Genomic DNA, 16,105 nt, shown 5'->3' with positions numbered 1-16,105 from the left:
GGCTAGGTCGCGAGACGCCCGGTTGCGGAGTGGCGCGGCCGCAACCCGAGGCACGACGTGCTGATACTCGCTCATGTGGGTGGGACTGCGGGACCAGGTGCTGCCGGAGAACCAGCGCAGGAGCCTGGCCGACCTCGAGGACGACCTCGACTTCGGGTCCGGCGACCGACGCGCGAAGAGGTCGGCGTTCTGGACGATGCTGGTGCTGTCGTCGGTGATCGCGAGCTGCGGGGTGCTGTCGGACTCCACCGCGACCGTCATCGGGGCGATGATCATCGCGCCGCTCTCGACCCCGATCATGGGCATCGCCCTCGCCGTGGCCGAGCAGCGCCGGAACGGGTCGATCGTCTACGTCCTCGTCGGCGGCACCCTCGTCGTCGCCATCGGGATGCTCTTCTCGCTCGCGATCCCGGGCGGGATCGCGCTGATGTCCGACAGCCAGATCTCGAGCCGGACCTCCCCGGGGCTCGTCGACCTCGTCGCCGCGGTGGCGACCGGGCTGGCCGGCGCCGTGGCCCTGGCCCGCCGTGACGTCGCGGCGGTGCTGCCCGGCGTCGCGATCGCGATCTCCCTGGTGCCGCCGCTGGCCGTGGTCGGGGTCTGCCTCGGCCAGGGCGACGTCGGGTTGGCGGCCGGTGCCCTGGTGCTCTTCCTCTCGAACCTGCTCGCGATGGTGGCGGCCGGCGTCCTCATGTTCACCGCCCTCGGCTACTCGACCGAGGCCGTGGAGGACCGCGACCGTCCCCGGCGCCGCACCTACGTGCTGATCGCGGTCCTGGTCGTGCTCGTGGCGGTGCCGCTCGGCGCCAACACCTGGGCCACCTACGTCCTGGCGCGGTACGACGCCGACGTGCGCCACGCCACCGAGACCTGGCTGCGGCCGTCGCCGGACGCCGCCGTGACCAAGGTGGACTTCAGCTCGCTGGACGAGGCCCACGTCTACGTCCGGCACACCGGCCAGCTGCCGCCGTACGCCGGCCTCCTCGACGACCTCGAGGGCGTGCTGCCGGACGGGGTGACGATCTACGTCGACTCCACGGTCGGCGAGAGCCACCAGGCCGGGACCGTCGGCGACTGAGCGCGTCGCACGTCACGGTTCGGGCGTGGCCGGTCGGGGTACCCGACCCTGGTGCGCCTGATCCGTCCGCTTGTGCTCCTCACCGGGCTCCTCGCCGCCGTGCTGGGCGCCCTGCTCGGCGGCGTCCTGGTGGCCGGCCCGGCGGCGGCCGACGGCGATGGCACCGCCCCGCGGGTGGTCAAGGTCGGCACGGAGGGCACCTACCCGCCGTTCACCTACCGGGACCCCGACAGCGGCGAGCTGACCGGCTTCGACATCGAGGTGATGAAGGCGGTCGGCGAGCAGGCGGGCTGGGACGTGCAGTTCGTCGAGGCGCCGTTCGACTCGCTGTTCCCCGCGCTCGACTCCGAGCGCATCGACGTGATCGCCAACCAGGTGACGATCAACCCCGAGCGGGAGGCGCGCTACCTCTTCAGCACGCCGTACACCTACTCGCACGGGGTCATCGTCACGGCGAAGGACACCGACGACATCACCTCGCTCGCGGACCTGGACGGCCGGACGACCGCGCAGACCGCGAGCAGCAACTGGGCCCAGGTCGCCAAGGACGCAGGCGCGAAGGTCCAGTACGTCCAGGACTTCGGCCCGGGCGTCGAGCTGCTCGCCCAGGGCCGGGTCGACGCGATCGTCAACGACAACATCGCGGTCCTCGACTACCTCGCGACGTCCGGCAACGACCAGGTGAAGATCGCCGGCGACGCGGGGGACGAGACGCTGGAGCAGGCGCTCACCTTCCGCCGGTCCGACCCCGAGCTGCAGCAGGAGGCGGACCAGGCGCTGCAGGAGCTCGCCGACGACGGGACGCTCGCGCAGATCTCCGAGAAGTACTTCAAGGCCGACGTCACGGTCCGCAAGGGTTCGCGCGACGTGGAGGTCCAGGCGTCCGACTCGCGGTCGACCTGGGAGGTCGTGCAGGACACCGCGTGGCCGATGCTGCTCGGGCTGCTCAAGGGGACGCTGCCGCTCACGGCGATCAGCTTCGTGCTGGGGCTGGCGATCGCGCTCGCCGCCGCGCTCGCCCGGCTGTCGTCGGTCCGGGCCCTCGACGCGGTCGCGCGGGTCTACATCTCGGTCATCCGCGGCACGCCGCTCCTGGTGCAGCTGTTCATCGTGTTCTTCGGGCTGGGCCAGATCGGCCTCAAGCTCGACCCCTACCTCGCCGCCAGCCTCGCCCTCAGCCTCAACGTCGGCGGGTACGCCGCCGAGATCATCCGCGCCTCGATCCTCTCGGTGCCGCGCGGGCAGTACGAGGCGGCGACGGTCATCGGCATGGACTACGGGCAGTCGATGCGGCGGATCGTCCTGCCGCAGGCGACCCGCATCGCCGTACCGCCGCTCTTCAACACCCTGCTGTCGCTGATCAAGGACACCTCGCTCGCGTCGCTGGTCCTGGTGCCCGAGCTGTTCCGCGAGGCGCAGGTCACCGCGGCCGACACCACGGAGTACCTCCCGCTCTACGTGATGGCCGCCGTCTACTACTGGGTGGTCTGCTACCTGGTCACCCTCGCCCAGGGTCCCCTGGAGCGCCGGCTGGGGAGGTACGCGACATGAGCGACCTGATCGAGGTACGCCGGCTGGAGAAGTCTTTCGGCGACCGACCGGTCCTCCGCGACGTCGACTTCACCGCCGAGGCGGGCACCGTCACGGTCCTGCTCGGGCCGTCCGGCTCGGGCAAGACCACCGTGCTGCGCTCGATGAACGTCCTGGAGCGCCCCGACGCCGGCCTGGTCCGGATCGGGGACTCCTCGGTCGACTTCGGGGTGCCGCCGGCCGACAAGGCGGCCGACCGCCGGGCGGTGAAGGCGCTGCGGGCGCGCAGCGGGATGGTCTTCCAGTCCCACCACCTCTTCCCGCACAAGACCGTGCTCGGCAACCTGGTCGAGGGGCCGGTGCAGGTGCAGGGCCGCGACCCGGAGGAGGCGGCCGCGGCGGCGCGGGTGCTGCTCGCGCAGGTCGGCCTCGAGGGCCGGGAGGACGCCTACCCGTCCCAGCTGTCCGGCGGCCAGCAGCAGCGGGTCGGCATCGCCCGCGCGCTCGCGCTGCGGCCCGAGGTGCTGCTGCTCGACGAGCCGACCTCGGCGCTCGACCCCGAGCTGGTCGGTGAGGTGCTCGCGGTCATCCGCGACCTCGCCGCGGAGCACTGGACGCTGGTGATCGTCACCCACGAGGTCCGGTTCGCCCGCGACGTCGCCGACCAGGTGCTCTTCCTCGACGACGGCGTCGTCGCCGAGCGCGGCGGCGCCGAGGTGCTCACCGACCCGCGCGAGGAGCGGACCCGCCGCTTCCTCGCCCGGGTGCTCGACGCCGGCTGAGGTCTGACGGCCGCGTTCCGCAGCCGGACGCCGCGGGACGTCATACGTCGCGGTGCCCGGGGCGACCGCCTCGTCTGACGTCCGCGAGGTCGCAGCAGGACGTCATACGTCTTGGTGCCCGGGGCGACCGCCTCGTCTGACGTCCGCGAGGTCGCAGCAGGACGTCATACGTCTTGGTGCCCGGGGCGACCGGCTCGCACGACGTCCTCGGGCCGGGGCCGCGGGCGGGAGGTCAGCGCGGCTGGCGGACGACCTGGGCCAGGCCGCCGAGGGCGTCGAGCTCGGCGAGCTGCTCGACCAGCCACGGGCTGAGCGCCCACGGGGCGACCGACGCGGCGGTCTCGAGCTCGCCGGGGTCGACCCAGCGGTGCTCGGCGACCTCGTCAGGGTTGGGCCCGACCGGGCCGGCGGCGGTCGCCACGAACACGGGGCAGAACTCGTTCTCGACGACGCCCGAGGCGTCGACGGCGCGGTAGCGGAAGGACGGCAGCACGCAGCGCAGGGAGCCCAGGGTGGTGCCGAGCTCGTGGCCGGCGTACCGGTGCACGGCTGCCTCCATCTCCTCCTCGGGGCGGGGGTGGCCGCAGAAGGAGTTGGTCCAGACACCCGGCCAGGTGCGCTTGGCGAGGGCGCGGCGGGTCATCAGCACCCGGCCGGCGTCGTCGACCAGGTAGCACGAGAACGCGAGGTGCAGCGGCGTGTCGGTGTCGTGGACGCTCGCGCGCGGTGCCGTGCCGGTGGGGCGGTGCTCCGCGTCGAGGAGCACGACGACGTCGAGGTCGGTCATCGGGTACGCCTCCTCGGTGCTCGGATCCGCCGGACACCCGGCGCCGTCGGCAAAGGTACCCGGCGCCCCGAGTCAGGCCTCGCCGGCGGCCCGGCGCACCTCCCGCTCGGCCACGGCGTGCTCGTCGGTGCGGGCGTCGTAGGACCAGAAGTCCCGCAGGATCCCGGCGGTGATGGTGACGCCGGCGACGCAGGCCAGGCCGCCGGAGGTGATCGCCGCGCGGACCGACCAGAGGTCGGCGGTGACGCCGGCCCGGACCTGGCCCGAGAGCGGCCCGAGGGAGTAGGACAGCATCTCGATCCCGGCCAGCCGCCCGCGCATCGCCTCGGGGATCGTCTGGCTCCACACCGTCGATCGGAAGATGCCGGAGATCATGTCGGCCGCCCCGGCGAGGGCGAAGAACAGGGCGACCAGCCAGATGTTGGGCATCAGGCCGGCGACGGCGATCATCGCGCCGTACGCCGCCGCCGCGAGCACGATCGCCCGGCCGTGGTGGTGGACCCGCGCCGTCCACCCGCTGAGCCCGGTCGCGGCCAGCGCACCCACGACCTCGGCGCTGTAGAGCATCCCGAGCAGCTCGGGCTGGCCGAAGACCTGCTCGGCGAGCGCCGGGAACAGCACCACCGGCGCGGCGAACATCATGGCGACGATGTCGACGAAGTAGGTGCCGAGCAGGTCGCGGCGCCGGAAGGCGTAGACCATGCCCTCCTTGATGCCGGCCAGGCTGGGCGGGGTGGTCTCCTCCCGGTGCGGGTAGGCCCGCATCGAGAGGTAGAGCGTCGACGCGACGACCAGCCCGCTGACGTCGATCACGAAGCACCAGCCGATCCCGACGTAGGCGACCAGGAGGCCACCGACGGCCGGGCCGCCGAGCAGGCCGAGCTGCATGCCGAGGCTGGACAGCGCGTTGGCCGCGGGCAGCTGGTCGTGGGCCACCGTCCGCGGCAGCAGCGCCTCGCGGGAGGGCCGCTGCAGGGCCGAGCAGGAGGCGAGGGCGACCGCCACCACGAAGATCACCCACACGTCCGGGTCGCCGCGGAACGCGTTGACCGCCAGCACCAGCGTGAACACCGCCTGGGCGAGGCCGGTCAGCACCAGCAGGCGACGCCGGTCGACGTGGTCGGCCAGCGCACCGCCGTACAGGCCGAAGACCAGGATCGGTGCGAGCTCGACCAGGCCGATCGCGCCGACGGCGAAGTTGGAGCCGGTGAGCGTGTAGACCTGGTAGGGGATGGCGACGTAGCTGACCATCGCGCCGAAGTAGAAGACCGTGCCGGCCAGGAACAGCAGCCGGAAGTCACGGGAGGTGCGCAGCGGCGTCGTGTCCATCCGCAGCGCACGCAGGCGCTTGATCACGAGCGACGATCCTCCCAGCCCCGGCGGCGTGGAGGAAGCGAATTAGCGCCCGTCAGTGCACGACGACCGGCGGCCGCCCCTCGTCGTCGAGCAGGTGCGTCTCCTCGTGCTTGCGAGGCAGCAGGGCGGCCGGGATCACGGTCAGCAGCACCAGCACCCAGGCCACCCAGTAGGTGTCGGCGAAGGCGGCCGCGGCGTCGGCGAGACCCTTCGCGATCGCGACCGGTGGGAGCTTGTCGGCCAGCGCCGGGTCGTGGAGGGACGCCATCGCCGGCCCGGCCAGCTTGGAGGCGTTGAGGTGGTTGGTGAGCAGCACCGACATCACCGCGACGCCGACCGAGCTGGCGATCTGCTGGTTGATGTTCAGCAGCGTCGAGCCGCGCGCGACCTCGTGGGCCTTCAGCGTCTTCATCGCCGAGGTGAACAGCGGCATCATCGTCGCGCCCATGCCGAGGCCCATGACGAAGAGCTCGAGCATGATGTGCCAGTACGGCGTCGTGGCGGTCAGCTGGGTCAGGCCGAACATCCCGATCAGGATGAAGACCAGGCCGAACGGCACGATCTTGCCGATCGGGTGCTTGTCGACCTGGGAGCCGGCGATCGGCATCGTGATCATCGCGCCGATGCCCTGCGGCGCCACCAGCAGACCGGCCTGGAGCGTTGACTCGCCGCGGACCTCCTGGAAGTAGGTCGGCACCAGCAGCAGCCCGCCGAAGAAGGCGGCGACGAAGAGGAACATCGTGATGACGGTGATCGTCAGGTTGCGGTTCTTGAACAGCCGCAGGTCGAGCAGCGGGTGCTCGGGCCGGAAGGAGTGGAAGACGAACGCGACCATCAGCACCACGCCGATGGCCATCGGCACGTAGACCCGCGGGGCGTTGAAGGTGCCCTCGCCCGGGATCGACGAGACACCGAAGAGGAAGAGCGCGAGGCCCGGCGACATCAGCGCCATGCCGAGGAAGTCGAAGGACTCCGACGGCTGCGGGGAGTCCTTCGGCAGCACCCGCCACGCGTAGACGAGCGCGACCAGGCCGATCGGCACGTTGATGAGGAAGATCCAGTGCCAGCTCGCGACCTCGAGCAACCACCCACCGAGGATCGGGCCGAGGATCGGGCCGAGCAGCATCGGGATGCCGAGGATCGCCATCAGGCGACCCATCCGGTGCGGCCCGGCCGCCTTGGTCATGATCGTCATGCCGAGCGGCATCAGCATGCCGCCGCCGAGGCCCTGCAGCACCCGGAACCCGATGAGCGCCTCGATGCTCCACGCGGTCGCGCAGAGCGCGGAGCCGAGCGCGAACAGCGCGATCGCGGTCATGTAGAGCCGCTTGGTGCCGAACCGGTCGGCGGCCCAGCCGGTCAGCGGGATCACCGTGGCGAGTGCGAGCGTGTAGGCCGTCACGGTCCACGCGACGGTGGAGTACGGCAGCGGGTCGGTCGGCGTGCCGAACACGACCTGGAAGGTCGGCAGCGCGACGTTGACGACGGTGATGTCGAGGATCGACATGATGGCGCCGAGCACGACGACGCCGGCGATCTTCAGGACCGCGCGGTCGATGTGGTCGGGCAGGTCGACCGGCGAGCCGGACGGCACCTCAGCGGACATGGCGGCTCCCTTCACCGAGGAGCAATCCTAGGTCGCCCGGCTAGCGCGCCGACACCCGGATCCGCGCACCGCGGCGGGGCACGCTCGTGATGTTGCGGACCTTGGGCTCGTCGTCGCCGACCGCGGTCACGTCGTACGACGCGAACACCTCGCGCAGCACCGCGACCCCCTCCATCGCCGCGAAGCCCGCGCCGATGCAGCGCCGCACGCCGCCGCCGAACGGGATCCACGTGTTGGTGGGCGGGTTCTGCCCGAGGAAGCGCTCGGGCCGGAAGGCCCCGGGATCGGGGTGGTTGTCCCCGCGCTGGTGGGCCAGGATGATCGACGGCCCGACGGTCGTGCCGCGCGGCAGGTGGTAGCCCCCGACCGTGGCCGGCTCCATGAGGGTGCGCACCACCATGGGGATCACCGGGTGGAGCCGCATCGACTCCTTGAGCACGGCGTCGAGGAGCTCGTCGTCGCCCTCGTCGGCCGCCTGCCGGCAGCGCGCGAGCAGCTCGGGGTCGCGGCCCACCTCGTAGAGCGCCCAGGCCAGGGCGGTCGCGGTGGTCTCGTGCCCGGCGAGCAGCAGCGTGACGAGCTGGTCGCGCAGCTCGGTGTCGTCCAGCCGGTCGCCGTCCTCACCGGCGAGGATCAACCGGGAGAGGACGTCGGTGCGCTCCTCGAGGTCGGGCGACCTGCGGCGCTCGCGGATCTCGGCGTACATGAGCCGGTCGAGCTCGAGCTGGTTGTCGGCGGTCGCCTTCCAGGGGCCGACCTTCAGGAGCTTCGGGTAGGCCCAGCCGAGCAGGATGGCCGGGCTGACGTTCACCGTCTTGTTGACCCGCGGCCGGAGCTCGGCGAGCCGGCGCTGGTCGGTGACGCCGAAGACGACGCGCAGGATCACCTCGAGGGTGAGCCGGTTCATCCGGTCCAGCGAGCGGAACTCCTCGCCCGAGCGCCAGGTCGCGACCTCCGCGGCGGCGACCTCGGTGACCAGCGCCTGGTAGCCGCGCAGCGCGTGCCCGTTGAACGCCGGCATCAGCAGCTTGCGGGCCCGCTTGTGCTCGCTGGAGTCCTGCAGCAGCAGCGAGTGCTCGCCCATGATCGGGCCGAGGATCCCGTTGGCCTTGCCCGCGTGGAACACCTCCGGGTCGCCGGCGAAGATCTCCTTGGCGACCTCGGGCCGCGTGAAGATGACCAGCGGCCGCCCACCGGGGGCGAGCCGGATGGTGAAGGCGTCCCCGTAGGTGCGCATCAGGTAGGGGTGGAACCAGTGCCGGAAGCGCAGCAGCGCCGACGTCTGCACGAGCACCGGCCACCGCGGGCCCGGCGGCAGGCCGGTGAGGTCGACCGGCGGCAGCTTCTGCTGGCCACCGGGGCTCATCCGCCGCAGCCGCTCGCTGGTCAGCCGGCTGACGTCGTCGAGGGTGCTCACCTCGTCGATGCTAGGTCGCCCGACCGCAATTGAAAAGGTGTCAATAACGCTGGTCTGCAGGCGGTGCCTGCCGGTCAGGTCCCGAGGTGCCGGGTCAGGAAGTGCACCTGGTGCCGGACGACCGGGTCGAACCACTCCTTGCCCGGCCAGACGTCGAAGTGGTCGCACGGGTAGTGGCGGACCTCGGCCCGGCCCGCGAACGCCGCCTTGGCGGCCGCCTGCGGGGGCGCGCTGCGGTCGAGGTCGGCGATCTGCACGAGCAGCGGGGCCCGCACGTGCTCGGCCTCGCGGCCGGGGCGGTGGCTGCCGAGCTCGAGCCCGACGGCCGCGTCGACCTCGTTGCGCCAGGTCGGGCCGGCCAGCGCGAGGTAGTCCTCGTAGCAGCCGTCGAGGGTGAGCGCGCCGAGCTCCCCGGGGTGCGCGACGACCGGCATCATCCGCGGGCTGCCCACCTTGCTGCGGACGCCGAGGACGGTGGAGCGGAGGATGGCGCTCGGCCGGTGGTACGCCAGCGCGTGCCGGCCGGCGGCCCGCCCGTCGACCAGCGGGGTCAGCGCGACGACGGCGGCGAGGTCGTCACGGTGGGCGGCCGCGGCCAGGACGTGGCCGCCGGCGAGCGAGACCCCCCACAGCACGAGGCGCTGCGGGTCGACGCCGGGCAGCCGGGCCGCCGCGGCCATCGCGGCCCGGTAGTCCTCGAGCTGGGCCACCATCGACACGGTCTGCCGGGGCTCGCCGGCGCTGGCACCGAACCCGCGGTAGTCGAAGGCGAGCACGTCGAGCCCCGCGGCGGCGAGCGCCTCGGCGAACGGCAGCAGCCCGGAGTCCTTGGTGCCGGCCAGCCCGTGCGCCATCACCGCGACCGGCCGGCCGGCGTCCGTGGCGAGCGCGTCGCCCTCGCCGGTGAGGTGCCACGCGTGGCACTCGGCCCGCTCGGTGCCGGCGCCTCCGGAGAAGAAGGTCAGGTCGGCCCTCTTCACGTGCTCAGGCTTCATGCGGTCCTCCCGTGGGCCGTGGTCCCGTAGATGCTGCTCAGCCAGACGTGCACGACCGCGTCGAGCTGCTGCTCGAGGTCCGCCCCGTCCTCGGCCCGGACGACGCGTTCGAGGGTGCGGTCGTTGAGGTCGAGCAAGGCGGTCGCGAGCGCCCGCGCGTCCGGCCCGGCGGGGGCCGCGCCCGCGGCCCGCTCCGCCTCCACCAGGTCGGCCACCACGTCGACGTACGACCGCTGGAAGGCGTCCCACTGGTCGCGTACGGCGGGGCTGGCTGCGCGGGCGTCCAGGACCGCGCGGTGCAGGTGGGTGCGCTGTCCCCAGCCGTGCACGATCGCGCGGATCGCGGTGGAGATCCGGTCGCGCACGGTGCCGTCGCCGGCCAGCACCTCGGCGGCGTCGAAGCCGTCGGCGTACATCTCCTCGTGGAGCGCGGCGACCGCCGCCGCCTTGTTCTCGAAGTAGAAGTAGAACGCCGAGCGGGTCACGCCGGCGCTGCGGGAGATGTCGGCGACGTTGATCTCCCCGAGGCTGCTCTCCCGGAGGTGGTCCTCGAGCGCCTCGAGCAGCGCGCCCCGGCGCTCGACGCCGCGGGTGGGGCCGGGCCTCACGACGCGCGTCCCGCGAGCGCCGGGACGCCCCGGGCGTGCGCGCGGCGCCGGCCCTCGGGCAGCTCCTTGGTGCGCATCTGGTGCTCGTAGACGAAGTAGTCGAGCTGGTGGGTGTGCCGCGGGCGGTCGAGCATGTGGCCCATGTAGAGCTCGTCGTCGGCCTTGATCACCCGGTGCATCTCCTCGGGCGGCGGCGGGGCGTACTCCCCCACGGCGTAGGCCGCGATCAGCCGCGCCTGGCACTCCACGAACGGGAAGAGCGTCGGCGTGGCCTGGGCGAAGCCGGCGAAGAGCAGGTCGTCGACGTCGGGCTTGATGATCCGCTTGTACAGGTCGATGCGGTTGTCCGGCGCACTGATGAAGTCGGGGTCGAAGAACGGGAACGTCAGGTTGTAGCCGGTCGCGTAGACGATCGCGTCGAAGTCGGCGGAGGTGCCGTCCTCGAAGTGCACGGTCGCCCCGTCGAGACGGCTGACGTTGCCCTTCGGGGTCACGTCGCCCGACTTCAGCCGCAGCGGCAGCTCGCCGGACTGCGTCGGGTGCGCCTCGAAGAACTTGTGGTTGGGGGCGGGCAGGCCGTAGAGGGTCGGGTCGGAGTAGGTGAACCGCTGGCCCCACTGCGCGGCCTTGCGCTGCCACGACAGCGGGATCTGCGGGATCGTCCGGTAGTTCATGTCGGCGGCCTTGCCGCCGATCAGCTTCGGCACGATCCACGCGCTGCTGCGGGTCGAGAGGGTGACCTCGTTGCGCAGCGCGCGCTGCGACAGCTCGACGGTGATGTCGGCCGCGCTGTTGCCGAGCCCGACGACGAGGATCCGCTTGTCCATCAGGTGCAGCGGCGTCCACGGATCGATGTAGTGGTGGGAGTGGATCGACTCACCGGTGAACTCGCCGGGGAACTCGGCGGTCCGCGGGTCCCAGTGGTGGCCGTTCGCGACGACCAGCAGGTCGAAGCGGCGCGTCTCCCCACGCTGGGTGGTCAGCTCCCACCCGCCGCCGGGCAGCCGCTCGGCGTGCTCGACGCCGTTCTGGAACTCGATGCCCGCGCGCAGGCCGAAGGCGTCGGCGTAGCCGTCGAGGTAGTCCTTGATCTGGGTGTGGTGCGGGAAGTCCGGGTAGTCGTCGGGCATCGGGTAGTCCCGGAACGACAGCTGGTGCTTCGAGGTGTCGATGTGCAGCGACCGGTAGGCGCTGCTGTGCCCGTTCGGGTTGCCGAACGCCCAGTTGCCGCCGACCCGGTCGGAGGACTCGAAGGTCGTCCACGGTACGGCGTAGTCGTCGAGCATCTTGCTGACCGTCAGGCCGCTGATGCCGGCTCCGATGACAGCGGTCCGCGGTCGCGCCACTCGTCCTCCCCATCCCTGCGTCGGCGTACTGGAACATGTTCTAGCCGCGACGCTAGGGTCTGCACTTGACACGCGTCAACAGGTGGCGCGGGAGCGGGGAGGGCGCATGGACGCGACAACGGAGCGGGTGGCGGTGGTCGTCGGCGGCGCGTCGGGCATCGGCGCAGCGGTCGCCGCGGGGCTCGCGGCGGCGGGCTGGCACACGGTCGCGGCCGACCTGCCGGGCACGGACGCCGAGGTCCACCTCGACGTGACCGACGAGGGCTCGGTCGCCGCCGCGCTCGACGCGGTCCTCGCCGACCAGGGCCGTCTCGACGTCGTGGTCAACAGCGCGGGCGTCTCGACCCTGGGCAACGTGGTCGACCTGGCCGCCGAGGAGTGGCGCCGCGTCGTCGACGTCTGCCTGACCGGTGCGTTCCTGGTCCTCAAGCACGCGGGGCAGCGGCTGTCCGCGGGCGGGTCGGTGATCTCGCTGTCCTCGCTGAACGCCCGGCAGCCCGGCGCCGGCCTGGCGCCGTACTGCGCGGCGAAGGCGGGCCTGTCGATGCTCACCCAGGTCGCCGCGCTCGAGCTCGCACCCCGCGGCATCCGCGTGAACGCCATCGCCCCCGGGCTCGTGGTCACCCCGCTGACCCAGCCGGCGATGGAGATCCCCGGGATCGAGGACGACTACCTCGAGAACACCCCGCTCGGCCGGTCCGGGCGGCCCGACGAGATCGCCGCGGCCGCGCTCTACCTGGCCACCGCGGACTGGGTGACCGGCGAGGTGCTCGACATCAACGGCGGCGCCCACCTGATGCGCTACCCCGACCTCAACAAGCACGTGCTGGCCGCCTTCTCCTAGCCGCGTCCTAGCATCGCGGGATGGCCCACCTGCACCGCGCGACCCTCGCCCCGTCCAAGCCCGAGCTCGTCGCCGCCTGGTTGCCGACCCAGGCCTGGGCGGCCGGGCTGCCGGCCCTGCGCCCGCTCGGCGGCTACCGGCTCGACGACCCCGACGGCGAGGTCGGGATGGAGGGGGTGCTGCTCCGGAGCGCGGACGGGACGGTCGTGGTCCACGTCCCGCTGACCTACCGCGGCGCCCCGCTCGACGGCGCCGAGGAGCACCTGCTCGGCACCACCGAGCACTCCGTCCTCGGGACCCGCTGGGTGTACGACGCCACAGGCGACCCGGTCTGGAACGCGACCCTGGCGCGGACGGTCGCCGAGCGCGGCACCGGCGCCGAGGAGTGGTTCGAGGTCGACGGCGAGCGGGTCGTCCGCGAGCCGTCCGTCCGGGTCGCCGGCAGCGGCGGCGTCGGCGAGCCGGTCGTCGTGCACGTCGTGGGCGCGCCGGTCGACGGCGAGCCCGCACTCACCGGCAGCTGGGACGGCGGCTCCGGCGTGCTCGCCGTGCTGGCGCGCCCCTGACGGTCCCGGCCGCCGGCCGGCGTCAGGTCAGGCCCGCCAGCACGGCCACGACGCCGGTGGCGGCGAGGAGCAGCAGCACGACCCTGCGGAACGCCGCCGGCGACAGCAGCCGGCGGGCGCGGTACCCGAGGAACCCGCCGACGAGGACCACCGGGAGCGCGACGGCCGCGGTCGTCACCTCCGCGGCACCGAGGTCGCCGGTGGCGACGAAGAGGCACACGGCGAGCAGGTCGAGGACGAGGAACACGGTGGTCGTCATCGCCCGGAACACCTCCGGGCCGACGCCGCGGGCGTGCAGCAGCGTGACGACCGGCGGCCCGTTGGTGGCGGTCGCCGTGGTCAGCACCCCCGTGGCCAGCCCGGCGACGAGGTCGGTCGCGCGGCCCGCGGCCGGCAACGACCAGCCCCGCCACAGCGACGTCGCCGCGGCCAGGACGAGGACGCCGACGAGCACCGTCAACGAGTCCCTCCCCAGCGCGCGGTAGAGCAGGTAGCCGGCGGGCATCCCGACGCCGGCGGCCACCAGGATCCGGGCGAGCACGGGCCGCTCGACGTCGCGGCGGCCCTCCACCGCCTGCCACGCGTTGAACGCGGTGCCCATCAGCAGCGCCAGCACGACGGCCTCGTGCGGCCCGACGACGAGGGCGAGCAGCGGCACCGCCACGAGCGCGAACCCGAACCCGCTCGCCATCTGCACGGCCGCCGCGAAGCCGAGGACCACGGCGACGGCGACGGTGGTGAGGGGCATGCTCCGGAGTCTGGCCCCCCGCGGGCTCAGGTGCGGGTGAGACCGACGACCTCGTGCCGCGGGACCGGGTTGTCCCGCTGGGCCTTGCAGGTGAGCCGCGCAGCGGAGGCGGGGTCGCGCACGGTCTCGACGACGACCTCGTAGGTGCCGCCCGCCGCCGCGAACCGAGCCGTGGTTCGGGCACCATCGGTCGAGCGCGCCGTCAGCGCGACGGCGTCCAGCCGGGTGGCGCCCAGCGTGCGCCGCAGGTGCAGCTCGGCCGCCTGCACGGCCATCGGGTGCGCGGACCCGCCGCGCAGGTGGTCGAGGTCGAGCTCGCCGTTGAGGTGCGATCCGGCGACCGCGATCGCCGAGGCCGGGTCGAGCCGCCCGTAGTAGAGCCCGTGCGGCAGGACGACCATGTTGGCGGCGAACCGGTCGCCGCCGACGTGCGAGACCTCCCAGGTCTCCTGCGGGTGCGCCCGGTCCAGGGCCCGCGCGACGGGGCGGCCGCGCTCGGCGCAGCACGCGTCGTGGCGGCCGTTGGTGCACACGCAGAACAGCGAGCCGTCGTACGCCGGGAGGCCGGTCGTGCCGCCGCGCCGGAACGCCTCGAGGTCGAGGTCGAGCACCTCGCGCTCGTCGCCGAGCACCCCGGACTCCAGCCGCGGGCCTGCGGGGTCGGTGTGCGCGGCGAAGACGCGGACCCCGTCGCCGTCCGGCACCGACGCGAACCGGCGGACCAGGAGGATCTTGGCGCGCAGGTCGCGGGCGCGCTGCTCGAGCGCGGCGCCGAGGCCGTCGGGGAGCCGCGCGTCGCGGAGGGCGTCCTGGCCCCAGGGGCCGACGTGCTCGAGCAGCAGCCAGGTGCGGACGTGGGTGGCGGTGCCGCCGACCGGCTCGTCGCGCAGCAGGCTGGCGGCCGCGCACCGGGTCGCGGGAGAGGGGCTCACGCGAGCTCCAGCAGCCCTTCGCGGACCAGGCGGCGGCAGAGCACGAGGTTGCTCGCGGCGTCGAGGGGGAGGTCGGCCGGGGTCAGCTCGGCGCGGGCGCGGACCTCCTCGAGGGCCGGCCGGATCCAGGCCGGGACGGTCATGGTGCGGTCGCCGAGCAGCACCTCGACGCGGTCGCCACGGTCGAGGAGCACGCAGGGGTGGCCGGGCCGGCGACGCAGCCGGGTGTCGACCGCCAGGTCGGCGAGGCCGAGCACGTCGTGCAGCCCGCCGGGCAGCCGCGGCGGGCGGGAGGTGAGGAACCGGCGAACCTCCGCCTCGACGGCGGCGTCGGTGTCGAGGGCGCGCACGGCCTCCGCCAGCGCGGCGAGCCGGTCGGCGAGCGGGCCCGCGAGGCGGCCGGGGTCCTCGAGGTAGCCGGCGGGCAGGTGCTCGTCGGGCACCTGGGCCAGGACCGGCTTGATCGTGCGCTCGACCAGGCCGCGCCAGGTGAGCTGGTTGATGCCGACCGTCACGTGCAGCGACACCGTCTGCTGGGCGCGTGCGGCGTGCGGCGTGCCGGTGGGCAGGTACATCGACAGCCCGGGCTCGAGCAGCAGCTCCTCCGGCCCGTCCTGGCCGTGCACCTCCCAGAGCTTGGAGCCGGCGGTCTGGAAGACGAACACGTCGTGGGAGTCCGCGTGGACGGCGAACCCCTGGGCGCCCGGGGGCGTGAGGTAGGCGTTGGCCTGGCAGGGGTGGCCGAGCTCGACCTCGAGCTCGGCGACCAGCCGGGTCAGCGGCGGCCAGTAGCGGTGCAGCCCCTGGAAGACGACGGTCGCGCCGTCGCGGAAGAGGTCGAGGGCCTTGCGCCCGTCGACGAGCCCGGTGAGGGACTTGCCGGCCAGGGTGGCGCTGCGGGTGTACGACGACTCCGGCAGCACCGCGCCGTCCTGGGCCAGCCGGACCGACGGCGTGCGGATCGCGGTCGAGGTCAGCAGGTGGTCGGCGTCGTCGAGCGAGAGCAGCCCGACCAGGTCCTCGGGGTCGGTGCGGTGCACGTGCACGCGGGACGCCCAGACCTTCGCGAGGAAGGTCTGGGCGTCACCGCTCAGCAGGTCGAGAGCAGACACTCAGGAGGCGTCGCCGTCGGTGCCGTCGCCGTCGGTGCCGTCACCGTCGCCGGCGTCGCCGTCCGTGCCGTCGCTGTCGCCGCCGTCGGTGCCGTCGCTGTCGCCGCCGTCGGTGCCGTCGCTGTCGCCGCCGTCGGTGCCGTCGCTGTCGCCGCCGTCGGTGCCGTCGCTGTCGGTGCTGTCGCCGTCGGTGCTGTCGGTGCTGTCGCCGTCCGCGCCGTCGCCGTCGGTGCCGTCGGCGTCGCCGCCACCGGCGAGCGGGTCACCGGCCGAGGCCGTCGTCATGTCGTCGTCGCTCAGGGGCTCTTCCGGGGTCATGGGTCCTCCTGTGTCGTGGCCAGCTGTGGTCGCCAGTCTGCTGGGGGGCGGACCGGCGGACAAGGAGTACCCCTGGCTGG

At 73.3% G+C, this 16,105-nt stretch carries 16 protein-coding genes; 5 read left to right on the top strand and 11 right to left on the bottom strand.

Going from position 1 to position 16,105, the window contains the following annotated elements:
• The first annotated feature begins 73 nt into the window (after window positions 1-73).
• From ACILQ5_RS17080 to ACILQ5_RS17070, 3 genes are read left to right on the top strand one after another with little or no spacing between them, the layout of a single operon-like run.
• On the top strand, window positions 74-1,078 hold the full coding sequence (locus ACILQ5_RS17080) for a TIGR00341 family protein (protein WP_395659230.1): 1,005 nt from the start codon (window positions 74-76) through the stop codon (window positions 1,076-1,078).
• 51 nt (window positions 1,079-1,129) lie between these two features.
• A complete protein-coding gene (locus ACILQ5_RS17075) occupies window positions 1,130-2,629 on the top strand; it encodes an ABC transporter substrate-binding protein/permease (RefSeq protein ID WP_395659229.1) in 1,500 nt (499 codons plus the stop codon).
• Window positions 2,626-3,390, top strand: a complete 765-nt coding sequence (locus ACILQ5_RS17070; protein ID WP_395659228.1) for an amino acid ABC transporter ATP-binding protein — start codon at window positions 2,626-2,628, stop codon at window positions 3,388-3,390. Before ACILQ5_RS17075 ends, ACILQ5_RS17070 begins: the two co-directional genes overlap by 4 nt.
• A 232-nt stretch (window positions 3,391-3,622) precedes the next feature.
• Here the strand turns inward: ACILQ5_RS17070 and idi are convergent, their stop codons facing one another.
• The 7 genes from idi to ACILQ5_RS17035 all read right to left on the bottom strand — a co-directional run bounded on the left by idi (window position 3,623) and on the right by ACILQ5_RS17035 (window position 11,505).
• Window positions 3,623-4,177, bottom strand: coding sequence for an isopentenyl-diphosphate Delta-isomerase (idi, locus tag ACILQ5_RS17065; protein WP_395659227.1), 555 nt, complete (start codon window positions 4,175-4,177; stop codon window positions 3,623-3,625).
• A gap of 72 nt (window positions 4,178-4,249) precedes the next feature.
• Window positions 4,250-5,533 carry an MFS transporter gene (locus tag ACILQ5_RS17060; RefSeq protein ID WP_395659226.1) on the bottom strand — a complete coding sequence of 428 codons (1,284 nt, stop codon included), beginning with the start codon at window positions 5,531-5,533 and terminating at the stop codon, window positions 4,250-4,252.
• A gap of 52 nt (window positions 5,534-5,585) precedes the next feature.
• Window positions 5,586-7,139 carry a DHA2 family efflux MFS transporter permease subunit gene (locus ACILQ5_RS17055; RefSeq protein WP_395659225.1) on the bottom strand — a complete coding sequence of 518 codons (1,554 nt, stop codon included), beginning with the start codon at window positions 7,137-7,139 and terminating at the stop codon, window positions 5,586-5,588.
• A gap of 40 nt (window positions 7,140-7,179) precedes the next feature.
• Window positions 7,180-8,556: a cytochrome P450 gene (locus ACILQ5_RS17050; RefSeq protein WP_395659224.1), complete on the bottom strand. Its 1,377-nt coding sequence runs from the start codon at window positions 8,554-8,556 to the stop codon at window positions 7,180-7,182.
• Window positions 8,557-8,630: 74 nt separating this feature from the next.
• On the bottom strand, window positions 8,631-9,551 hold the full coding sequence (locus ACILQ5_RS17045; protein WP_395659223.1) for an alpha/beta hydrolase: 921 nt from the start codon (window positions 9,549-9,551) through the stop codon (window positions 8,631-8,633).
• A complete protein-coding gene (locus ACILQ5_RS17040) occupies window positions 9,548-10,159 on the bottom strand; it encodes a TetR/AcrR family transcriptional regulator (protein ID WP_395659222.1) in 612 nt (203 codons plus the stop codon). Before ACILQ5_RS17040 ends, ACILQ5_RS17045 begins: the two co-directional genes overlap by 4 nt.
• Complete coding sequence (locus ACILQ5_RS17035; RefSeq protein WP_395659221.1) at window positions 10,156-11,505, bottom strand: flavin-containing monooxygenase; 1,350 nt, start codon at window positions 11,503-11,505, stop codon at window positions 10,156-10,158. The genes ACILQ5_RS17040 and ACILQ5_RS17035 overlap by 4 nt, the downstream gene beginning before the upstream one ends.
• A 106-nt stretch (window positions 11,506-11,611) precedes the next feature.
• Between ACILQ5_RS17035 and ACILQ5_RS17030 the strand changes: the two genes are divergently transcribed.
• Both ACILQ5_RS17030 and ACILQ5_RS17025 read left to right on the top strand, forming a co-directional pair.
• Window positions 11,612-12,349 (top strand): SDR family NAD(P)-dependent oxidoreductase, encoded by a 738-nt coding sequence (locus ACILQ5_RS17030; RefSeq protein ID WP_395659220.1) that lies wholly within the window; start codon window positions 11,612-11,614, stop codon window positions 12,347-12,349.
• A 20-nt stretch (window positions 12,350-12,369) separates the two neighbouring features.
• On the top strand, window positions 12,370-12,915 hold the full coding sequence (locus ACILQ5_RS17025; protein WP_395659219.1) for a CG0192-related protein: 546 nt from the start codon (window positions 12,370-12,372) through the stop codon (window positions 12,913-12,915).
• A 22-nt stretch (window positions 12,916-12,937) separates the two neighbouring features.
• Here ACILQ5_RS17025 and ACILQ5_RS17020 read toward each other — a convergent pair whose 3' ends face one another.
• From ACILQ5_RS17020 to ACILQ5_RS17005, 4 genes are read right to left on the bottom strand one after another with little or no spacing between them, the layout of a single operon-like run.
• Window positions 12,938-13,663 (bottom strand): TSUP family transporter, encoded by a 726-nt coding sequence (locus ACILQ5_RS17020; RefSeq protein ID WP_395659218.1) that lies wholly within the window; start codon window positions 13,661-13,663, stop codon window positions 12,938-12,940.
• Between the two features lie 26 nt (window positions 13,664-13,689).
• Window positions 13,690-14,595 carry a sucrase ferredoxin gene (locus ACILQ5_RS17015; protein WP_395659217.1) on the bottom strand — a complete coding sequence of 302 codons (906 nt, stop codon included), beginning with the start codon at window positions 14,593-14,595 and terminating at the stop codon, window positions 13,690-13,692.
• Window positions 14,592-15,707 (bottom strand): cupin domain-containing protein, encoded by a 1,116-nt coding sequence (locus ACILQ5_RS17010; protein WP_395659216.1) that lies wholly within the window; start codon window positions 15,705-15,707, stop codon window positions 14,592-14,594. Before ACILQ5_RS17010 ends, ACILQ5_RS17015 begins: the two co-directional genes overlap by 4 nt.
• Window positions 15,708-16,025 carry a hypothetical protein gene (locus tag ACILQ5_RS17005; RefSeq protein ID WP_395659215.1) on the bottom strand — a complete coding sequence of 106 codons (318 nt, stop codon included), beginning with the start codon at window positions 16,023-16,025 and terminating at the stop codon, window positions 15,708-15,710.
• Window positions 16,026-16,105 lie beyond the last annotated feature (80 nt).

The organism is Nocardioides sp. (assembly GCF_044226305.1).
Classification (GTDB): domain Bacteria; phylum Actinomycetota; class Actinomycetes; order Propionibacteriales; family Nocardioidaceae; genus Nocardioides.
The sequence above is the reverse complement of the archived record's forward strand: the minus strand, read 5'-3'. Positions and strand labels throughout refer to the sequence as shown.